This is a genomic window from Rathayibacter sp. AY1E3 (assembly GCF_002932235.1).
Lineage (GTDB): Bacteria > Actinomycetota > Actinomycetes > Actinomycetales > Microbacteriaceae > Rathayibacter.
Genome location: NZ_PSVN01000004.1, coordinates 113,514 through 131,729 on the forward strand (window position 1 = coordinate 113,514; position 18,216 = coordinate 131,729).

The window sequence follows — 18,216 nt, forward strand, 5'->3', positions numbered from 1 at the left end:
TCAGGCCCCGACGACCTCTTCGGCTCGCACGGACCCAACGAATAGGAATTCCCATGGCAGATATCACCATCAGCCCGGATGAGATCCGCGACGCGCTGAAGGACTTCGTCTCGTCGTACGAGCCGGGCAAGGCCTCCACCACCGAGGTCGGCTACGTCATCGACGCCGCCGACGGCATCGCCCACGTCGAGGGCCTCCCCGGCGTCATGGCCAACGAGCTCATCCGCTTCTCCAACGGTGTCCTGGGCCTGGCCCAGAACCTCGACGAGAACGAGATCGGCGTCGTCGTCCTCGGCGAGTTCTCCGGCATCGAGGAGGGCATGGAGGTCACCCGCACCGGCGAGGTCCTCTCGGTCCCCGTCGGCGACGGCTACCTCGGCCGCGTCGTCGACCCGCTCGGCAACCCGATCGACGGACTCGGCGAGATCGCCTCCGAGGGCCGCCGCGCCCTCGAGCTCCAGGCTCCCGGCGTCATGTCGCGCAAGTCGGTCCACGAGCCGCTGCAGACCGGCATCAAGGCCATCGACGCGATGATCCCGGTCGGCCGCGGCCAGCGCCAGCTCATCATCGGCGACCGCCAGACCGGCAAGACGGCCATCGCGATCGACACGATCATCAACCAGAAGGCCAACTGGGAGTCGGGCGACACGAACAAGCAGGTCCGCTGCATCTACGTCGCCATCGGCCAGAAGGGCTCGACCATCGCCTCGGTGAAGGGCGCGCTCGAGGACGCCGGAGCGATGGAGTACACGACCATCGTCGCGTCCCCCGCCTCCGACCCCGCCGGCTTCAAGTACCTCGCCCCCTACACCGGCTCGGCCATCGGCCAGCACTGGATGTACGGCGGCAAGCACGTCCTGATCATCTTCGACGACCTGTCGAAGCAGGCCGAGGCCTACCGCGCCGTGTCGCTCCTCCTGCGCCGCCCGCCGGGACGCGAGGCGTACCCGGGTGACGTCTTCTACCTGCACTCCCGTCTGCTGGAGCGCTGCGCGAAGCTGTCCGACGAGCTCGGCGCCGGCTCGATGACCGGTCTCCCGATCATCGAGACCAAGGCGAACGACGTCTCGGCCTACATCCCGACCAATGTGATCTCGATCACCGACGGCCAGATCTTCCTCCAGTCCGACCTCTTCAACGCCAACCAGCGTCCCGCGGTCGACGTGGGCATCTCGGTCTCGCGGGTCGGCGGCGACGCGCAGGTCAAGTCGATCAAGAGGGTCTCCGGCACGCTGAAGCTCGAGCTGGCGCAGTACCGCTCGCTCGAGGCCTTCGCGATGTTCGCCTCCGACCTCGACGCCGCCTCGCGCCGTCAGCTCGCCCGCGGCGCCCGCCTCACCGAGCTGCTCAAGCAGCCGCAGTACTCGCCGTACCCCGTCGAGGAGCAGGTCGTCTCGATCTGGGCCGGAACGAACGGCAAGCTCGACGAGGTTCCGGTCCCCGACGTGCTGCGCTTCGAGCGCGAGCTCCTGGACTACCTGGGCCGCAACACCCAGGTGCTGAACACCCTCCGCGACACCAACGTGCTCTCCGACGACACCGTCGCCGAGCTCAACCGTGCCGTCGACGGCTTCAAGCTGGAGTTCCAGACCGGTGAGGGCAAGCCGCTCGCCTCGGTCGGGCGCGAGGAGCACCAGGCCATCGCGGCCGACGAGGTCGGCCAGGAGAAGATCGTCAAGGGCCGTCGCTGACCAGCGGCACCCCGTCGATTCGCCACTTTTAGGACAACAGGAGACACATGGGAGCGCAACTCCGGGTCTACCGGTCGAAGATCCGCTCGGCCCAGACGACCAAGAAGATCACTCGGGCCATGGAGCTGATCTCGGCCTCGCGCATCCAGAAGGCGCAGAACCGCGTCGCTGCCGCGGCGCCGTACTCGAACGCGATCACGCGCGCCGTGTCCGCTGTCGCGACCTACTCGAACGTGGAGCACCCGCTCACGACCGAGCGCGAGAAGCTGGACACGGCCGCGATCGTGATCTTCACCTCCGACCGCGGCCTCGCCGGCGCGTTCTCCTCGAGCGTGCTCAAGGAGGCCGAGGAGCTGGCCGCGCTGCTGCGCAGCGAGGGCAAGGAGGTCGTCTTCTACCTGGTCGGCCGCAAGGCGAACGCGTACTTCTCGTTCCGGAAGCGGGCCAGCGTCCGCGTCTGGACGGGCGGCACCGACCAGCCCGTGTTCGAGACGGCGAAGGAGATCGCGGACGCGGTCGTCGAGTCGTACAACCTCGATGACGAGGAGGGCGGCGTGGACGAGATCCACCTCGTCTACAACCGCTTCGTCAGCATGGTCACCCAGCAGCCGACCGTCGTCCGGCTGCTGCCGCTCGAGGTCGTCGAGGGCGCCGAGGAGCAGAACAGCGAGCTGTACCCGCTCTACGAGTTCGAGCCCGACCCCGAGACGGTCCTCGACCGCCTCCTGCCCGTGTACGTCGAGAGCCGCATCTTCAACGCGATGCTGCAGTCGGCGGCCTCGGAGCACGCGGCACGCCAGAAGGCCATGAAGTCGGCGAGCGACAACGCGGACACGCTGATCAAGACCTACACCCGTCTCGCCAACAACGCCCGCCAGACCGAGATCACGCAGCAGATCGCCGAGATCGTCGGCGGCGCCGACGCCCTGTCCTCCTCCAAGTAAGAGGGCTCCGCTCCACACAGTTTCGACTCCGCCCTCCGGGAGCGGTGAGACCACAGAAGGAAGTAGCAATGACACTGACCGCACCTGAGGCGGCGACCGGGACGTCGGGCGGGGCCATCGGCCGCATCGCCCGCGTCACCGGCCCCGTCGTTGACATCGAGTTCCCCCACGACGCGATCCCCGAGGTCTACAACGCGCTCTACACGCACGTCGAGGTCGAGGGCGTCTCGAGCAAGCTGACCTTCGAGGTCGCGCAGCACCTGGGCGACGACCTCGTCCGGGCCATCTCCCTGAACCCCACCGACGGACTCGTCCGCGGCCAGGAGGTCCACGACACCGGCCTGCCGATCTCGGTCCCGGTCGGCGACGTGACCAAGGGCAAGGTCTTCAACGTGATCGGCGAGGTGCTCAACGCCGACGCCGACGGGAAGATCAACGGCGAGTCGTTCGAGATCACCGAGCGCTGGCCCATCCACCGCAAGCCCCCGCAGTTCGACCAGCTCGAGTCCAAGACCGAGCTGTTCGAGACCGGCATCAAGGTCATCGACCTGCTCACTCCGTACGTGCAGGGCGGCAAGATCGGCCTGTTCGGCGGCGCGGGCGTCGGCAAGACCGTCCTCATCCAGGAGATGATCCAGCGCGTCGCGCAGGACCACGGTGGAGTGTCCGTGTTCGCCGGCGTCGGCGAGCGTACCCGTGAGGGCAACGACCTCATCGCCGAGATGGAGGAGGCGGGCGTCTTCGACAAGACCGCTCTCGTCTTCGGCCAGATGGACGAGCCCCCGGGAACGCGTCTGCGCGTCGCCCTGTCGGCCCTGACCATGGCGGAGTACTTCCGCGATGTGCAGAAGCAGGACGTGCTGCTCTTCATCGACAACATCTTCCGCTTCACGCAGGCCGGCTCGGAGGTGTCGACCCTGCTGGGCCGCATGCCCTCCGCGGTGGGCTACCAGCCGAACCTCGCCGACGAGATGGGTGTGCTCCAGGAGCGCATCACCTCGACGCGCGGACACTCGATCACCTCGCTGCAGGCGATCTACGTCCCCGCCGACGACTACACCGACCCGGCGCCGGCGACCACCTTCGCCCACCTCGACGCGACCACCGAGCTCTCCCGTGAGATCGCGTCGAAGGGCCTCTACCCGGCCGTCGACCCGCTCACGTCCACCTCGCGAATCCTCGACCCCCGCTACCTGGGCGCCGACCACTACCGCGTGGCGACGAACGTGAAGCAGATCCTGCAGAAGAACAAGGAGCTGCAGGAGATCATCGCGATCCTCGGTGTCGACGAGCTGTCGGAGGAGGACAAGATCACGGTGTCGCGTGCGCGCCGGATCCAGCAGTTCCTCTCGCAGAACACCTACATGGCGAAGAAGTTCACCGGTGTCGAGGGATCGACCGTCCCGCTGAAGGACACGATCGAGTCGTTCGACGCGATCACCAAGGGCGAGTTCGACCACGTGGCCGAGCAGGCGTTCTTCAACGTCGGCTCGATCTCGGACGTCGAGGAGAAGTGGACCCAGATCCAGAAGGAGAACGGCTGATCATGGCCGGGACCCTGAAGGTCAGCGTCGTGTCCGCGAACGCCGAGGTGTGGTCCGGAGAGGCGAAGCAGCTCACGGCTCGCACGGTCGAGGGCGAGATCGGCATCCTCGCCGGCCACGAGCCGATGCTCGCGATCCTCGCCACCGGCGAGGTGCGCGTCACGGCCCTGGACGGCACGCGTCTCACCGCGCAGGCCGACGACGGCTTCCTGTCCGTCGAGAACGACGTGGTGACCGTGGTCGCCCGTCAGGCATCGCTGGTCTAGTACACCGCCGCTCACCGCGGCACGGAGGGGCCGGACGATCATCGCGATCGTCCGGCCCCTTCGTCGTGCCGCCCGTCCCTCTTCTCCGAAGGAGTCCTGTGCACGTCCTGCTGCCACCGTCCGAGACGAAGCGCGACGGCGGCGACGAGCCGTTCGTGCTCGAGTCGCTCGCCTTCCCCGAGCTCCACGCGAAGCGGCGCGAGCTGGCGGAGGCGCTGATCGCGCTGGCCGGGGACCCCGAGCTCTCTGCCCGGGCGCTGAAGCTCGGTCCGCGTCAGCTCGGCGAGATCGATCGCAACGCGGGGCTCGCGACCGCGGCAGGCCTCCCCGCGGTCGACCGCTTCGACGGGGTGCTCTTCGATGCGCTCGACGCGCGCAGCCTCGATTCCGGTGCACGGGAGGTGCTCGGTCGGACGGCGATCGTGCAGTCCGCGCTCTGGGGGCCGATCCGCGCCCTCGACCTGATCCCTGCATACCGTCTGTCCCACGACTCCCGTGTGCCGGGCAGACCGCTCAAGCGGTGGTGGGCGGCGGAGGCCGGGCGGGTGCTGAGCGCGCTCGACGGGCTCGTCCTCGATCTGCGGAGCGAGGCGTACGCGGCGCTCGGACCGGTCCCTGCGGGCGAGGGGCGGTTCTTCGTCCGCGTCCGCTCGCGCGGGGCCGACGGCGTCCTCCGGTCGCTGAACCACTTCAACAAGCAGGGCAAGGGACGCTTCGTCAGGGCGCTGGCGGAGGACCGGGTGGCGACGGAGTCGCTCGGCGAGCTCTCGGCGTGGGCGGCCGGGCGCGGGTTCCTGCTCGCCGAGAACCGGCACACGGGAGAGCTCGACCTCGTCGTGCCGGAGTCGTAGGCGTCAGCGTCGGCGCCAGCAGCCGGTGAGGTGGTCGTCGACGACTCCGGCCGACTGCATCAGCGCGTACGCGGTGGTCGGTCCGACGAAGCGGAGCCCAGCGGCCTTCAGCGCTCGCGCGAGCGCCGTCGACCCGGGCGTCGTCGCAGGGACGTCGGCGGCTCGGACCTCCCGGTCCTCGACGTCCGGATCGTGGAAGGACCACACGAGCTCGTCGAGCGCGCCCTCGCCTCTCTGCTCGAGGAGCGCGAGCACGGCCCGGGCGTTGTCCCGGGTGGCGATGATCTTCGCGCGGTTCCGGATGATGCCGCTGTCCTCCATCAGCCGCTCGACATCGGTGTCGTCGTACCGGGCGACCCGGGCCGGATCGAAGCCGTCGAAGGCCTCGCGGAACCTCGGCCGCTTGCGGAGGATCGTGATCCAGGAGAGGCCGGACTGGAACGCCTCGAGGGAGATCTTCTCGAACAGCAGGCGATCTCCGTGCAGCGGGGTGCCCCATTCCTCGTCGTGGTAGCGGCGGTACTCCGGATCCGCGCCGCTCCAGGCGCAGCGGACCAGGCCGTCCTCTCCCTCGACGAGTCCGTCGGCCGTGCTCATCGGTGGGGGATCCCCTCGTGATCGAGAAGCCAGGCTTTCGTGGCGACGCCCTCGCCCGCGCTGAAGCCGGTGATCCGTCCGTCGCTCGCGAGGACGCGGTGGCAGCCCACGATGATCGGCACCGGGTTCGCACCGACCGCTCCGCCGATGGGCCGGCCCGCTCGGGGGCGACCGGCGGCCGTGCCCAGTGCGCCGTAGGAGGTGATCTCCCCGAAGCCCAGAGCCAGGAGCCGCTGCCAGATCTCGAGCTGGAAGGGCGTGCCGCGCAGAGCGACCGGCAGATCGAAAGAGCGGCGGGTCCCGTCGAAGTACTCGTCCAGCTGCTCGACGGCCCGCAGGAGCACCGGGAGGTCCGACTCCGGGAGGTGCTCGTGCGGGAGCAGACCGGCCTGCTCGATGGCGAGCGAGACGATCGCATCGCCGTCGCTGCCCACCTCGATGCGGCCGAGGGGGCTCGTCGTCCGTCGGACGTGAAGGGGAGTCGTTCTCATGCGTCGAGAGTATCCGCGGGACTCCCCACCGACCGGCGGGAATCGGACACCGGTGCAGAACTCGGCCGATCGGTCCCTGTGGAGGGATTCCTGGGGGCCGGAGGGCGCCATCCGTGCGCCGGCGATTCGGTGTCGATGGGACCTCTCCCTCCACAGGCGGCGATCTCGAGATCCTTCCGATGATCCCGAGGGCCGTCGCTCCCGGCGGGTGCGAGGGTCGGCAGGATCGCAGCATGACCTCCTCAGCGATCTTCCTCCACCCCGCTCCCGCCTCGCGTGTCCCGGCCTCACCCGACGACGCCGCCCTGTTCCACGCCGCTCACGGATCCCAGCGGGGTGCGGCCGAGGCGAGCCTCGTGCTCGTCCCGTTCCGGGCCGGAGCGCCGAGCGGCTCGCTCCGCTTCGAGCTGTCGGGGGCGGATCCGTCCCTGATCGCGCGGGCCAGCCTCGGTGCGCTCGGCCGGTTCGGGCGGGTGCAGCGAGCACTCGCGCTGGTGCATCCCGGCGAGGCGGGTCCGGAGTCGTGCGAGGGACTCGTCGCCGCCCTCGAGGAGCGTGCGCGCCGGCTCCCCGGCCTCGCCCTCCGCGTCGCCGTGCTCCCGTCGTCCGGCCGCGACGACGGGCTCGAGGCCGGCGACCGGGACGACCCGCGAGCGGTGGCCGCCGCGGTCGACCGTCTCCTCGACCGCCACCCGCGGGCCGAACTGCCCGACGTGCTGTTGCACGGCGTCGACGACCTCGTCCGGCGAGCTCTCACCGGTCCCGATCCCGAGGTCCGGCCTGCGGGCCTGGCTGCGCTCGTCGTGGCCGTGCAGCGCAGCCGCGGTGCGGACCGCGTGCTGCGGTCGGCGCGGAGCGGTGACCCCGGCGCGGCGGGAGCGCTCGCCCCGCTGCTCCGCCGTGCCGCCGTCGTCGCACCCGCGAGCGAGCGAGCCGGAGTGCTCGTCCTCCTCGCGCGGATCCTGGCCGGTGAGGGCCGTGCCGACGAGGCCGGACGGCTCGCCGACGAGGCCGTCGCTCTCGATCCGCACCACGCAGGTGCGCGCCGGGTCGCGGCCGCACTCGCCGCCGATCGGCGGGAGCGCGCCGCGTGAGGTCGCTAGAGCCGCGACCAGGCCTCGGTGAGAACGCTCCGGAGGATCTGCTCGATCTCGTCGAACTCGCGCGGGCCGATGGTGAGCGGCGGCGCGAGCTGGACGACGGGATCGCCGCGGTCGTCCGCCCGGCAGTACAGCCCCGCGTCGAAGAGCCCCTTCGAGAGGAATCCGCGCAGCAGCCGCTCCGACTCGTCCTCGTCGAACGTCTCCTTCGTCGCCTTGTCCTTCACCAGCTCGATGCCGAAGAAGTAGCCGTCGCCCCGGACGTCGCCGACGATCGGCAGGTCGAGCAGCTTCTCGAGCGTGGACCGGAAGACGGGCGAGTTCTCGCGCACGCGCTCGTTCAGGCCCTCCTCCTCGAAGATGTCGAGGTTCTCGAGCGCGACCGCGGCCGAGACGGGGTGGCCGCCGAAGGTGTAGCCGTGCGGGAAGACGACCTGACCGTGGCGGAAGGGCTCGTAGATCCGATCGCTGACGATCGTCGCGCCGATGGGGGAGTAGCCGCTGGTCATCCCCTTCGCGCAGGTGATCATGTCCGGCACGTAGCCGTACTCGTCGCAGGCGAACATGTGCCCGATGCGGCCGAACGCGCAGATCACCTCATCGGACACCAGCAGCACGTCGTGCTTGTCGCAGATCTCGCGGACCCTCTGGAAGTACCCGGGAGGGGGCGGGAAGCAGCCGCCCGAGTTCTGCACGGGCTCCAGGAACACGGCGGCCACCGTGTCCGGCCCCTCGAACTCGATCATCTCCTCGATGCGGTTCGCCGCCCACAGGCCGAACGCCTCCAGGTCGTCGCCGTGCTCGGGAGCCCGGTAGAAGTTGGTGTTGGGGACGCGGAAGCCGCCCGGCACCAGCGGCTCGAACATCGACTTCATCCCGGGGATGCCCGTGATCGCGAGCGCTCCCTGGGGAGTGCCGTGATACGCGACCGAGCGCGAGACGACCTTGTGCTTGCCCGGCTTGCCCTGCAGCTTCCAGTAGTGCTTGGCGAGCTTGAAGGCCGTCTCCACAGCCTCGCCGCCGCCGGTCGAGAAGAAGACCCGGTTGAGGTCGCCCGGCGCGTGGTCGGCGAGCCGGTCGGCCAGCTCGATCGCCGAGGGGGTCGCGTAGGACCAGAGCGGGAAGAAGGAGAGCTCGGACGCCTGCTTCGCCGCGGCCTCCGCCAGTCGGCGCCGCCCGTGTCCCGCATTGACGACGAAGAGGCCGGACAGGCCGTCGAAGTACTTGCGCCCGGTGCTGTCCCAGATGTGGTGTCCCTCGCCGCGCGTGATGATCGGCACGCCCGCGCCCGAGTCCATCGTCGACTGACGGGTGAAGTGCATCCAGAGGTGGTCCTTCGCCTTCTTCTGCAGGGAGGCGTCGTCCATCCCCCCTGGCGCGTCGGTCCCGCGGACGGGATCGCCCGACTCGAGGCCGGAGGTCGAGAAGGCTGTCTCGGTGGTCATCTTTTACCGCGTTCCCCAGTTGTAGAACTGCTTGTGGAGCTTCAGATAGACGAAGGTCTCGGTCGAGAGCACGCCGGGAAGCGACCGGATCTCCTGGTTGAGCAGGGCGATCAGATCGTCGTCGTTCTCGCACACGACCTCGGCGAGGATGTCGAAGGAGCCGGCCGTCAGCACGACGTAGTCGACGGCGGGGATGGAGGCGAGCCGGTCCGCGACGTCGCGGGTGTCGCCGGTGACGCGCACACCGATCATCGCCTGGCGGTAGAAGCCGAGCTGCATCGGATCCGTCACCGCGACGATCTGCATGACGCCCGACTCGGTGAGCTTCTGCACCCGCTGCCGGACGGCCGCCTCGCTCAGGCCCACGGCCTTGCCGATCTCGGCGTACGAGCGCCGACCGTCGGCCTGCAGCTGCTCGATGATCGCCTTCGACACCTCGTCGAGCTGGACAGGACGCTGAGAGGGTGGGCGAGACGGGGCCATGTGGCGATTCTGGCAGTCCACGGGGGCCCGGGCAAGTGGATCCGCACGTCGGAGCTCGCTCCGGCATCGGATCCGGTGGTCGGAGCGTGGTCCCGTCTGCGCGACGGACGTCGGGCGACGGCGATGGCGGCCGGCTCGGCGGAGGGCTGTCAGCGACTACCATCGGGGGGCGGCAGGGCACCCCTGGAGCCGGCGGTCACGGGCCGTCGGACCGGACGGGCGCGGGCCACGGGGATGCGAGGAGCAGCGATGACGCAGATCGGCCGCAGCCGCGCGTCCGTCACCGTCCCCGTCTCCGCCTGGAGCTCCGACGCGCCCTCGGCCGAAGTGACCCTCGGCTGGGCCGCGCGCACCGAGACCGGCCACGTGCGCAGCGCGAACGAGGACAGCTACCTCGCCAAGAGCCCGCTCTTCGCTGTCGCCGACGGGATGGGCGGGCACGCGGCAGGAGAGGTCGCCAGCGACGCGGTCGTGTCGCGCCTGTCCACCGCGGCGCTCGGCGCGACCGTCGGAGCGGAGGAGATCGACCGGGCGCTTCGGGAGGCGGTCGGGGACATCGCCCGGCAGTCGCACACGGCCGACGTCGGCACCGGGACCACGGTCACCGGGATCGCGCTCACGGTGGTCGGGGGAGAGCCCTACTGGTCCGTCTTCAACATCGGCGACTCGCGCGTGTACCTGAGCGTCGCCGGGACCCTCGTGCAGCTCACCGTGGACCACTCCATCGTCCAGGAGCTGGTCGACGCGGGCCTGATCTCCCGCGACGAGGCCGACGTGCATCCGCACAGCAACGTGATCACCCGCGCGGTCGGCTTCCACGAGGCGCCCGTCCCCGACTACCGGCTCGTGCCCGTCCTCGCCGGATCGCGTCTGCTGATCTGCTCGGACGGACTCACGAAGGAGCTGACCGATGCCGGCGTCGGCCACCTGCTCAGCGGCACCGGCTCCGCTCAGGAGGCGGCCGACGCCCTGGTCGACGCCGCGCTGGACAACGGCGGGCGCGACAACGTCACCGTGATCGTCGTCGACGTCCTCGCGGTCACCGGCGACGAGGAGGCCGGCGCACCGGTCTGACGAGCAGCGCTCCGGCACGGGACGGCCGCGGTGGCGGTGCCGCCGGACCGCCCGCACGCGCCGAACGGCCGTACGACGGTCCTGCGCCTGCCGGTTCGCGTCGGGTTCGGCCGGCTCGGGGCTCCCCGCGCCGGCGCTGGGTACGATGGTGAGCGGAAGGGCGTTCTCGGTGATCTGCAGCACGTGTGGCTCCAACCTCGCTCCCGGGGCGATCCTCTGCGGCGAGTGCGGTTCGTCGGTGGCGGCGCATGCCACGACGGGTGCGTCCCGCCCCTCGTCCTCCGGCGACACGACGGTCCTCGATCCGTCCCGCCGTGCCTGGCTGCCGGGCCTGGCCCCCGGCCGGCACCGGCGTCCCGCCCCCGGCGCTCCGATGGCGCCGCCCTCGCAGGGGCTCGTGCGCCTCAGCTTCGCGACCGGGCAGCACGCGATCGTGACCGGCAACGGCCTGATCGGACGCCAGCCGCTCCCGGACCCCAACGAGACGTTCCGGCACATCCTCGCGATCCCGGATCCGTCGCGATCCCTCTCCAAGACCCACCTCGAGTTCGGCTTCGACGAGGGCGGGCTCTGGGTCAGGGACCGCTGGTCGGCCAACGGGTCCGTGCTGGTCGCGCCGACCCAGGCGCCACTCCCGCTCGAGGCCGGCCGCCGCTACCGCGCGAAGCTCGGCAGCCGGATCCTGCTCTCCTCCGTCGAGATGGCGGTCGAGCGCGTCGACGGGTCCGCCGGCGGCTCGGGACGCCCGCCCCTCACCCGCTGACGGCACGGCCTCCGGGGACCGAATCGGCGGTCGACACGGCCTCCGGGTGCGGAATTCGTGACGATCATGTTTCCGGATGAGCGTTCTCCTCCGTTCGCCGTGACAGGCGGATGAGCGCTGTGCCAGTATTTCCCCACGTTCGGCCCCCGAGGCACGAGCCCCGACGCAGTCAGGAGCCCCCGCCATGACCCGTCCCCTCCCGAGGGATCCCGTCCTCCGCCGGGCCGTCGCCGCGGCACGCTCGCACGAGCGCGAGCGCCGGGCGGTCCTCTCGCGTCGGGCGGTCCTCGGCGGGATCGGCCTCGGAGCGGGTGCCCTCGCCCTGGCCGCCTGCGCCCCGCAGACCCGTGCCGCTCCGACCGCCGCCGCCGACGGATCGGCCGGCGACCCGCGCCTGGTGTGGGACAACTGGCCCGCCTACATGGACGAGGACGACGACGGGAACTACCCCACGCTCCAGGGCTTCGAGGAGCAGACGGGCATCGCGGTGACCTACAACGTCGCCGTCGACGACAACAACTCCTACTACGGCAAGGTGAAGGACCAGCTCGCGCTCGGGCAGTACATCGGCGCCGACACGGTCTGCCTGACGGAGTGGATGGTCTCGCGCCTGGTCCGCCGCGGCTACGTGCAGGAGCTCGACCACGCGAACATCCCGAACATCGCCAACCTCACCCCCTCGCTGGCGAACCCCGACTTCGATCCGGGCCGCCGGCTCTCCCTCCCGTACCAGGCGGGGTTCTCGGGCATCTGCTGGAACAAGGAGAAGCTGCCGAAGGGCCTCTCGAGCATCGAGGAGCTGTGGGATCCGTCGCTCCGCGGCCGCGTCGGCGTGCTGAGCGAGATGCGCGACACGATCGGGCTCATCATGCTCGCTCAGGGGACGGACATCGCCGGCTCCTGGGGCGACGACGAGTACATGAACGCGATCGACGTCTTCCGCGAGCAGGTCGACGCCGGACAGATCCGCAACATCAAGGGGAACGCGTACCTCAACGACCTGCAGAACGAGGACACCCTCGCGGCGATCTGCTGGTCCGGCGACATCACCCTGATCAACGCCGAGGCCGGCGACAAGTGGGAGTTCGCCTTCCCCGACTCGGGCGGCGCGCTCTGGAACGACACCTTCGTGGTCCCGATGGGCTCCGAGCGCAAGGCCAACGCCGAGGCCCTGATGAACTACTACTACGAGCCCGAGGTCGCCGCCGAGGTGGCCGCCTGGGTCAACTACATCACCCCCGTGGATGGAGCGAAGGACGTCATGGAGAGCATCGATCCGGAGCTGGCCGAGAACCAGCTGATCTTCCCCGACGAGGACACGCTCGCGCAGGCGCACGTGTTCCGGACCCTGACCGCCGCAGAGGAGAAGGAGTACCAGGCCGAGTTCCAGAAGGTGCTCCTGGGCATCTGATGGCGATCGGGACCTTCGCCGAGAGCGGCGCCGACCTCCAGCTGGTCGGGATCAGCAAGCAGTACCCGGGCTTCACGGCCATCGACTCCCTGGACCTCACCATCCCGGCGGGCTCCTTCTTCGCCCTGCTGGGCCCCTCGGGCTGCGGCAAGACGACGACGCTGCGCCTGGTCGCCGGGCTCGAGGAGCCCTCCGCCGGCCGGATCCTCATCGGCGGGCGGGACGTCACCGAGACGAAGACGTACCAGCGGCCCGTCAACACCGTGTTCCAGTCGTACGCGCTGTTCCCGCACATGTCGATCCTCGAGAACGTCGCCTTCGGCCTGAAGCGGCGGAGGATCGCCGACCCCGTCGGCAAGGCGCACGAGGCGCTCCGCCTGGTCGAGCTCGACCACCTCGCCCAGCGCCGCCCCGCGCAGCTCTCCGGTGGTCAGCAGCAGCGGGTCGCCCTCGCGCGCGCCCTCGTCAACCGGCCCGCCCTGCTCCTCCTCGACGAGCCGCTCGGCGCCCTCGACCTCAAGCTCCGCCGACAGATGCAGCTGGAGCTCAAGTCGATCCAGGAGGAGGTGGGCCTCACCTTCCTCCACGTCACGCACGACCAGGAGGAGGCCATGACGATGGCCGACACCGTCGCGGTGATGAACAAGGGCAGGATCGAGCAGATGGGCGCGCCGGAGGAGCTCTACGAGCTCCCGCGCACCGCGTTCGTCGCGAACTTCCTCGGCCAGTCCAACCTCTTCACGGGCGAGGTGGTCGGCAGCACCGACCGCGCACTCACCGTCGACGCGGGCGGGCACCGGATCGTCGTGCCCGTCGCCCGCTGCGCCCGCACGAGCGGGGAGATCACGGTCGGCGTCCGCCCCGAGAAGCTCCTGCTGCTGACGCAGGAGCCGCCGGCGGACTCCGGCCGGAACGTGCTCGGGCCCGGTCGCGTGGTCGACGTCTCCTTCAGCGGGGTCAGCACCCAGTACACGATCCGGATGCCGGGCCTGGGCCCGGTGGTCGTCTTCGCGCAGAACATGGTCTTCGGGCCGGTCGTCGGCGAGGGAGCGGAGGTGTGGGTCGGCTTCAGCACCGAGCACGGCTTCGGACTCGCGGACGAACCGGGCTCGGTCCCGCGCTTCGAGGCGGACGACTCCACCAGCGCCATCGCCGTGCAGCGCCGGGGGCTCCTGGCCGGTCGCAGCGGGGGAGCGTAGGCATGGCCTTCGCCGCCTTCGCCACGGGGCAGGCGGATCCTCAGGACGCTCCGGTCCGCCGGCGGTCGACGATCGCGCTGGTCCTGCTGCTGCCGGGCATCGCCTACATGCTGCTGTTCTTCCTGGCGCCGCTCATCTCGCTCGTGCTCACGTCCTTCCAGGCCGAGGTGCCGGACGGGGACATCGGCGAGTACGCCCCCGGCTTCGCCTGGCAGAACTACCTCGTGGTGATGGGCGACTACTGGCCGCACGTGCTCCGCTCCTTCGGCTACGCGCTGATCGCGACGGTGCTCGCGCTGGTGATCAGCTACCCGCTGGCCTACTTCATCGGAGTGAAGGCGCGGCCCTGGCCGCTGCTGCAGAACCTGCTCCTGACGCTGGTGATCGCGCCCTTCTTCATCAGCTTCCTGCTCCGGACGCTGGCGTGGAAGCAGATCCTCGCGGACGAGAGCCCGCTCGTGCAGGCGCTCAAGGCCGTGGCGGTCCTGCCGAGCGCCGGCCACCTCACGGGGACGCCGATCGCCGTGATCTTCGGCATCACCTACAACTTCATCCCGTTCATGACGCTGCCGCTGTACACGACGCTCGAGCGCCTCGACGTGCGCTTCCTGGAGGCAGGGTCGGATCTCTACGCGCACCCCGCCTCCGTGTTCTGGAGCGTGACCGTCCCCCTGTCGATGCCGGGCATCGTCTCCGGCACGCTGCTGACGTTCATCCCGGCGGCGGGCGACTACATCAACGCGAGCCGGGACTTCCTCGGCTCGTCGCAGACCTCGATGGTGGGCAACGCGATCGAGGCGAACTTCCTCACGCTCGAGAACTACCCGGCGGCAGCCGCGCTCTCGATCGTGCTGATGGCCGTGATCCTGGTCATCGTCGGCTTCTACGTGAAGCGCAGTGGAACGGAGGACCTCCTGTGACCGCGACGGCCGACCGTCCGCTCGCGAGCGCCCAGGAGGCGCTCGGCGCGCCGCCCCCCGCCCCGGTCCGGGGCCGCCGCCGCTTCCGCGGCCTCGGGCTCGGCGTCTACACGGCGCTGGCGCTGCTCTTCCTGCTCATCCCTATCGGGTACACCTTCGTCTTCTCCTTCAACGACTCGGGGAAGAGCAACCTCGCCTGGCGCGGGTTCACCCTCGACAAGTGGGTGTCGGCCTGGACCAGCGAGGAGGTGATGACCGCCTTCGGGAACAGCCTGCTGGTCGGTGTGATCGCCACCGTGCTGGCCACTGCGCTCGGCACCATGATCGCCATCGCGCTCGTGCGGTTCCGCTTCCGGTTCCGGTCGGCGATCAGCCTGCTGCTGTTCCTCCCCATGGCGACTCCGGAGGTGGTGCTCGGAGCCGGCCTCGCCGCGCAGTTCCTCAGCGTGGGCGCCGAGAAGGGGCTGGTCACGATCGTGCTGGCGCACACGATGTTCTGCATCAGCTTCGTCGTGGTCACCGTGAAGGCGCGGGTGGCGAGCCTGGACCCGAAGCTGGAGGAGGCGGGACGCGACCTCTACGCGTCGCCGAACCAGGTCTTCTGGCGGATCACCTTCCCGCTGCTGCTGCCCGGCATCCTCGCCGCGGCGCTGCTCTCGTTCGCGCTGAGCTTCGACGACTTCATCATCACGAACTTCAACTCCGGATCGGTCACCACGTTCCCGAAGTACATCTACATCGCGGCGGCGCGCGGCATCCCGGCGGAGGCGAACGTCATCGCATCGGCGGTGTTCGTCCTGGCGATCCTCGTGGTGGTGATCACGCAGGTCTCCGCGGCGGCCCGGGCGAAGCGCCTCGCGCGCGAGCAGTAGCTCAGGGCGTGCCGGGACGTGCGGTCAGACGTAGGAGGCGCGGATCGCGCCGACCGGGCGCCCGCCGCCCGACACGACCGGGTTCAGCCGCACCAGCACGTCGTTCGCCGCGGTCCGGTCCACCGCGTCCGCCTCGACCAGGAGCTTCAGCGCGACCACGGTCGCGGCGCGCAGGCTCCCGTCGAGGATCTTCAGGGCGACGGTGGTGCCGTCGGGCGAGGCCATCACGAGCACGCCCTCGGCGCCGAGCTTGGCGACCAGGCCCAGGCGCTCGATCACGACGGTGTTGTCCCGGCCCGGGCCGTCGATCGCCCACGCGTTCTCGAGGATCGCGGCCGTGAGGACGCCGGCCTGGCGGTAGAGGCCGAACGGTGAGGCGGGGGAGGAGGACACGATCCGTGAGACGCCCTTCGCCAGCGCGGTCAGAGGAAGGGCGTGCACGGGAGCTCCGCAGCCGTCGATCCCCGAGGCCACGACGCGCTCGCCGGTGAGGCGCTCGATCGTGTCGACGATGTGCTGCTGCAGCGGGTGCGTCCGCTCGAGGTAGTCCTCGGTGCTCCAGCCGTTCTGCACGCAGGCCAGCAGCATCGCCGCGTGCTTGCCCGAGCAGTTCATGTAGAGCGGGTCCGGAGTCGCGCCCGCCCGCAGCAGCTGAGCGCGGGTCCCGGAGTCGCCGGGCCAGTCGGCCGGGCACTGCAGGGCGGTGTGGTCCAGGCCGGCGCGGAAGAGCAGGTTCTGCACCAGCGCCACGTGCTGGGGGATGCCGGCGTGGCTCGCGGTGGCGATGACCGCCTCCGCGCCGTTCAGCTCGACTCCGGCGGTCATCACCGCGAGGGCCTGGAACGGCTTGAGGCAGGAGCGGGGGAAGACGGGAGCCGTCGGGGTGCCGAGGCTGCGGGCGACGCGGCCCTCGGAGTCGAGGAGGACGGCGGAGCCGGCGTGGCGCGACTCGACGAACCCGGATCGCTCGACGACGGCCAGCTCGACGGACTCGGCGACGGTGAAGGTTCCTGCTGGCATCCCCCCATCCTGCCCGATGCGTGGACCGGTCCCGCGTTCCCGGAGACGCCGAAGGCCACCGGGGAGCGCCTCGGCGCCCGCGGTGGCCTTCGGAGGATCGCGCCTAGAGGGTGGCGAACGCGTCGGCGATGACCGACACGGCGTCGTCGAGCAGCTCGTCGGTGAGGGCGAGGCTCGGCAGGAAGCGGACCACGTTGCCGTAGGTGCCGGCGCTCAGCACGAGGACCCCGTGCTGGGCGGCGTAGTCGATGATCGCCTGGACCGCGACGGCGTTCGGCTCCTTCGTGGTGCCGGCGGTGCCGGGCTGCACGAGCTCCATCGCCATCATCGCGCCGATGCCGCGGACGTCGCCGATGATGTCGTAGCGCTCCTGCAGGCCTCGAAGCGCCGCGCCCAGGCGTGCGCCGATCCGATCGGCCTCGGCGAGGAGGCCCTCGCGCTCGATGCGCTCGAAGACCGCGACGGCGGCGGCGGCGGCGACGGGGTTCCCGCCGAAGGTGCCGCCCAGTCCGCCGGCCTGCGCCGAGTCCATGATCTCGGCGCGGCCCGTCACGCCCGCGAGCGGCAGGCCGCCGGCGATGCCCTTGGCCGAGAGGACGAGGTCGGGGACGAGGCCGAGGTGCTCGCTGGCGAACCAGGCGCCGGTGCGGGCCATGCCCGACTGGATCTCGTCGGCGACGAAGACGATGCCGTTGGCCGTGCACCACTCCTGCAGTGCCGGGAGGAAGCCGTCGGCGGGGACCATGAAGCCGCCCTCGCCCTGGATGGGCTCGGCGACGAGGCAGGCCAGGGCGGACGCGCCGACGGTCTTCTCGAGGTACGAGATCGCGCGCTGGGCGGCCTCGGCTCCCGACAGGCCGTCGTGGTACGGGTACGAGCTCGGCGCACGGTGGACGTCGCTGGCGAAGGGTCCGAAGCCCAGGCCGTAGGGCAGCGCCTTGAAGTTCATGGCCATCGTGAGGTTCGTGCGTCCGTGGTACGCGTGGTCGAGCACCGCGACGCCGGGGCGGCCGGTGTGCTTGCGCGCGATCTTGACGGCGTTCTCGACCGCCTCGGCACCGGAGTTGACCAGGACGGTCTTCTTGGCGAAGTCGCCGGGGGTGTGCTGGGCCAGCAGCTCCGCGACGCGGATGTAGGGCTCGTACGGAGTGACGGTGAAGAGGGTGTGCGTGAGGCGCGCGAGCTGCTCCGCGGCGGCCGCGACGACGGAGTCGTCGGTGTGCCCGATCGTCGTCACGCCGATGCCGGCGCCGAGGTCGATGAAGCTGTTGCCGTCGACGTCGACCAGGATCGCGCCGTGCGCGCGGTCGATGTAGACGGGGAGCGCTGTGCCGACGCCGGTGGGCACGACGGCGAGGCGGCGCTCGTGCAGGGCCCGGGATCGCGGCCCGGGGATCTCGGTCGCGACGCGCCGCTCCTGGGGGACTGCGGACGTGGGAACCTGGGGGGCGAGCGTGTCTGTCATGGTCCTCGGAGTCTACCCGCGGGGGTTCCGCGTCCAGGGGTCCAGACCGGCGCGACCGGCCTGATCCACCGCCGTCGAGG

Annotated in this window: 18 protein-coding genes; 12 read left to right on the forward strand and 6 right to left on the reverse strand. The window is 70.5% G+C overall.

Annotated elements, in window-relative coordinates:
- Window positions 1-53: 53 nt before the first annotated feature.
- From atpA to C5C53_RS04855, 5 genes are all read left to right on the forward strand, one after another.
- Window positions 54-1,691 carry a F0F1 ATP synthase subunit alpha gene (gene atpA, locus C5C53_RS04835; RefSeq protein WP_104266965.1) on the forward strand — a complete coding sequence of 546 codons (1,638 nt, stop codon included), beginning with the start codon at window positions 54-56 and terminating at the stop codon, window positions 1,689-1,691.
- Between the two features lie 47 nt (window positions 1,692-1,738).
- Window positions 1,739-2,635 carry a F0F1 ATP synthase subunit gamma gene (locus C5C53_RS04840; protein ID WP_104223024.1) on the forward strand — a complete coding sequence of 299 codons (897 nt, stop codon included), beginning with the start codon at window positions 1,739-1,741 and terminating at the stop codon, window positions 2,633-2,635.
- Window positions 2,636-2,703: 68 nt separating this feature from the next.
- A complete protein-coding gene (atpD, locus tag C5C53_RS04845; protein ID WP_104223025.1) occupies window positions 2,704-4,179 on the forward strand; it encodes a F0F1 ATP synthase subunit beta in 1,476 nt (491 codons plus the stop codon).
- A gap of 2 nt (window positions 4,180-4,181) precedes the next feature.
- Window positions 4,182-4,445: a F0F1 ATP synthase subunit epsilon gene (locus C5C53_RS04850; protein WP_104223026.1), complete on the forward strand. Its 264-nt coding sequence runs from the start codon at window positions 4,182-4,184 to the stop codon at window positions 4,443-4,445.
- 98 nt (window positions 4,446-4,543) lie between these two features.
- A complete protein-coding gene (locus C5C53_RS04855) occupies window positions 4,544-5,296 on the forward strand; it encodes a YaaA family protein (protein WP_104266966.1) in 753 nt (250 codons plus the stop codon).
- 3 nt (window positions 5,297-5,299) lie between these two features.
- Here the strand turns inward: C5C53_RS04855 and C5C53_RS04860 are convergent, their stop codons facing one another.
- Together C5C53_RS04860 and C5C53_RS04865 are read right to left on the reverse strand one after the other, a co-directional pair.
- Window positions 5,300-5,893 (reverse strand): DNA-3-methyladenine glycosylase I, encoded by a 594-nt coding sequence (locus tag C5C53_RS04860; RefSeq protein ID WP_104266967.1) that lies wholly within the window; start codon window positions 5,891-5,893, stop codon window positions 5,300-5,302.
- Window positions 5,890-6,384: a methylated-DNA--[protein]-cysteine S-methyltransferase gene (locus C5C53_RS04865; RefSeq protein WP_104266968.1), complete on the reverse strand. Its 495-nt coding sequence runs from the start codon at window positions 6,382-6,384 to the stop codon at window positions 5,890-5,892. The genes C5C53_RS04860 and C5C53_RS04865 overlap by 4 nt, the downstream gene beginning before the upstream one ends.
- Before the next feature lie 233 nt (window positions 6,385-6,617).
- On the opposite strand from C5C53_RS04865, the gene C5C53_RS04870 reads away from it, so the two are divergent.
- Complete coding sequence (locus C5C53_RS04870) at window positions 6,618-7,478, forward strand: hypothetical protein (protein WP_104266969.1); 861 nt, start codon at window positions 6,618-6,620, stop codon at window positions 7,476-7,478.
- Between the two features lie 5 nt (window positions 7,479-7,483).
- Here C5C53_RS04870 and C5C53_RS04875 read toward each other — a convergent pair whose 3' ends face one another.
- Window positions 7,484-8,851, reverse strand: a complete 1,368-nt coding sequence (locus C5C53_RS04875; protein WP_104267018.1) for an aspartate aminotransferase family protein — start codon at window positions 8,849-8,851, stop codon at window positions 7,484-7,486.
- A gap of 81 nt (window positions 8,852-8,932) precedes the next feature.
- Window positions 8,933-9,412: an Lrp/AsnC family transcriptional regulator gene (locus C5C53_RS04880; RefSeq protein ID WP_104223032.1), complete on the reverse strand. Its 480-nt coding sequence runs from the start codon at window positions 9,410-9,412 to the stop codon at window positions 8,933-8,935.
- A 249-nt stretch (window positions 9,413-9,661) separates the two neighbouring features.
- Here C5C53_RS04880 and C5C53_RS04885 point away from each other — a divergent pair, with 249 nt between their 5' ends.
- From C5C53_RS04885 to C5C53_RS04910, 6 genes are all read left to right on the forward strand, one after another.
- Window positions 9,662-10,486, forward strand: a complete 825-nt coding sequence (locus C5C53_RS04885) for a PP2C family serine/threonine-protein phosphatase (RefSeq protein WP_104225583.1) — start codon at window positions 9,662-9,664, stop codon at window positions 10,484-10,486.
- 238 nt (window positions 10,487-10,724) lie between these two features.
- Window positions 10,725-11,249, forward strand: a complete 525-nt coding sequence (locus C5C53_RS04890; RefSeq protein ID WP_104223034.1) for a hypothetical protein — start codon at window positions 10,725-10,727, stop codon at window positions 11,247-11,249.
- Window positions 11,250-11,433: 184 nt separating this feature from the next.
- Entirely contained in the window at window positions 11,434-12,660 is a 1,227-nt protein-coding gene (locus C5C53_RS04895) for a PotD/PotF family extracellular solute-binding protein (protein ID WP_104266970.1), read from the forward strand.
- Window positions 12,660-13,859, forward strand: a complete 1,200-nt coding sequence (locus tag C5C53_RS04900; protein WP_104223036.1) for an ABC transporter ATP-binding protein — start codon at window positions 12,660-12,662, stop codon at window positions 13,857-13,859. Before C5C53_RS04895 ends, C5C53_RS04900 begins: the two co-directional genes overlap by 1 nt.
- Before the next feature lie 2 nt (window positions 13,860-13,861).
- Window positions 13,862-14,779, forward strand: a complete 918-nt coding sequence (locus tag C5C53_RS04905) for an ABC transporter permease (RefSeq protein WP_104266971.1) — start codon at window positions 13,862-13,864, stop codon at window positions 14,777-14,779.
- A gap of 116 nt (window positions 14,780-14,895) precedes the next feature.
- Window positions 14,896-15,651 (forward strand): ABC transporter permease, encoded by a 756-nt coding sequence (locus tag C5C53_RS04910; protein ID WP_258060352.1) that lies wholly within the window; start codon window positions 14,896-14,898, stop codon window positions 15,649-15,651.
- Between the two features lie 24 nt (window positions 15,652-15,675).
- Here the strand turns inward: C5C53_RS04910 and C5C53_RS04915 are convergent, their stop codons facing one another.
- Both C5C53_RS04915 and gabT read right to left on the reverse strand, forming a co-directional pair.
- Window positions 15,676-16,671, reverse strand: a complete 996-nt coding sequence (locus C5C53_RS04915) for an asparaginase (RefSeq protein WP_104223039.1) — start codon at window positions 16,669-16,671, stop codon at window positions 15,676-15,678.
- A gap of 103 nt (window positions 16,672-16,774) precedes the next feature.
- Window positions 16,775-18,136: a 4-aminobutyrate--2-oxoglutarate transaminase gene (gabT, locus tag C5C53_RS04920; RefSeq protein ID WP_104223040.1), complete on the reverse strand. Its 1,362-nt coding sequence runs from the start codon at window positions 18,134-18,136 to the stop codon at window positions 16,775-16,777.
- Window positions 18,137-18,216: the final 80 nt, after the last annotated feature.

Coding starts and splice junctions, on each gene's coding strand:
- atpA (WP_104266965.1), top strand. CDS start 54: ATGGCAGATATCACCATCAGCCCGGATGAGATCCGCGACGCGCTGAAG.
- C5C53_RS04840 (WP_104223024.1), top strand. CDS start 1,739: ATGGGAGCGCAACTCCGGGTCTACCGGTCGAAGATCCGCTCGGCCCAG.
- atpD (WP_104223025.1), top strand. CDS start 2,704: ATGACACTGACCGCACCTGAGGCGGCGACCGGGACGTCGGGCGGGGCC.
- C5C53_RS04850 (WP_104223026.1), top strand. CDS start 4,182: ATGGCCGGGACCCTGAAGGTCAGCGTCGTGTCCGCGAACGCCGAGGTG.
- C5C53_RS04860 (WP_104266967.1), bottom strand. CDS start 5,893: ATGAGCACGGCCGACGGACTCGTCGAGGGAGAGGACGGCCTGGTCCGC.
- C5C53_RS04865 (WP_104266968.1), bottom strand. CDS start 6,384: ATGAGAACGACTCCCCTTCACGTCCGACGGACGACGAGCCCCCTCGGC.
- C5C53_RS04870 (WP_104266969.1), top strand. CDS start 6,618: ATGACCTCCTCAGCGATCTTCCTCCACCCCGCTCCCGCCTCGCGTGTC.
- C5C53_RS04875 (WP_104267018.1), bottom strand. CDS start 8,851: ATGGACGACGCCTCCCTGCAGAAGAAGGCGAAGGACCACCTCTGGATG.
- C5C53_RS04880 (WP_104223032.1), bottom strand. CDS start 9,412: ATGGCCCCGTCTCGCCCACCCTCTCAGCGTCCTGTCCAGCTCGACGAG.
- C5C53_RS04885 (WP_104225583.1), top strand. CDS start 9,662: ATGACGCAGATCGGCCGCAGCCGCGCGTCCGTCACCGTCCCCGTCTCC.
- C5C53_RS04895 (WP_104266970.1), top strand. CDS start 11,434: ATGACCCGTCCCCTCCCGAGGGATCCCGTCCTCCGCCGGGCCGTCGCC.
- C5C53_RS04900 (WP_104223036.1), top strand. CDS start 12,660: ATGGCGATCGGGACCTTCGCCGAGAGCGGCGCCGACCTCCAGCTGGTC.
- C5C53_RS04905 (WP_104266971.1), top strand. CDS start 13,862: ATGGCCTTCGCCGCCTTCGCCACGGGGCAGGCGGATCCTCAGGACGCT.
- C5C53_RS04915 (WP_104223039.1), bottom strand. CDS start 16,671: ATGCCAGCAGGAACCTTCACCGTCGCCGAGTCCGTCGAGCTGGCCGTC.
- gabT (WP_104223040.1), bottom strand. CDS start 18,136: ATGACAGACACGCTCGCCCCCCAGGTTCCCACGTCCGCAGTCCCCCAG.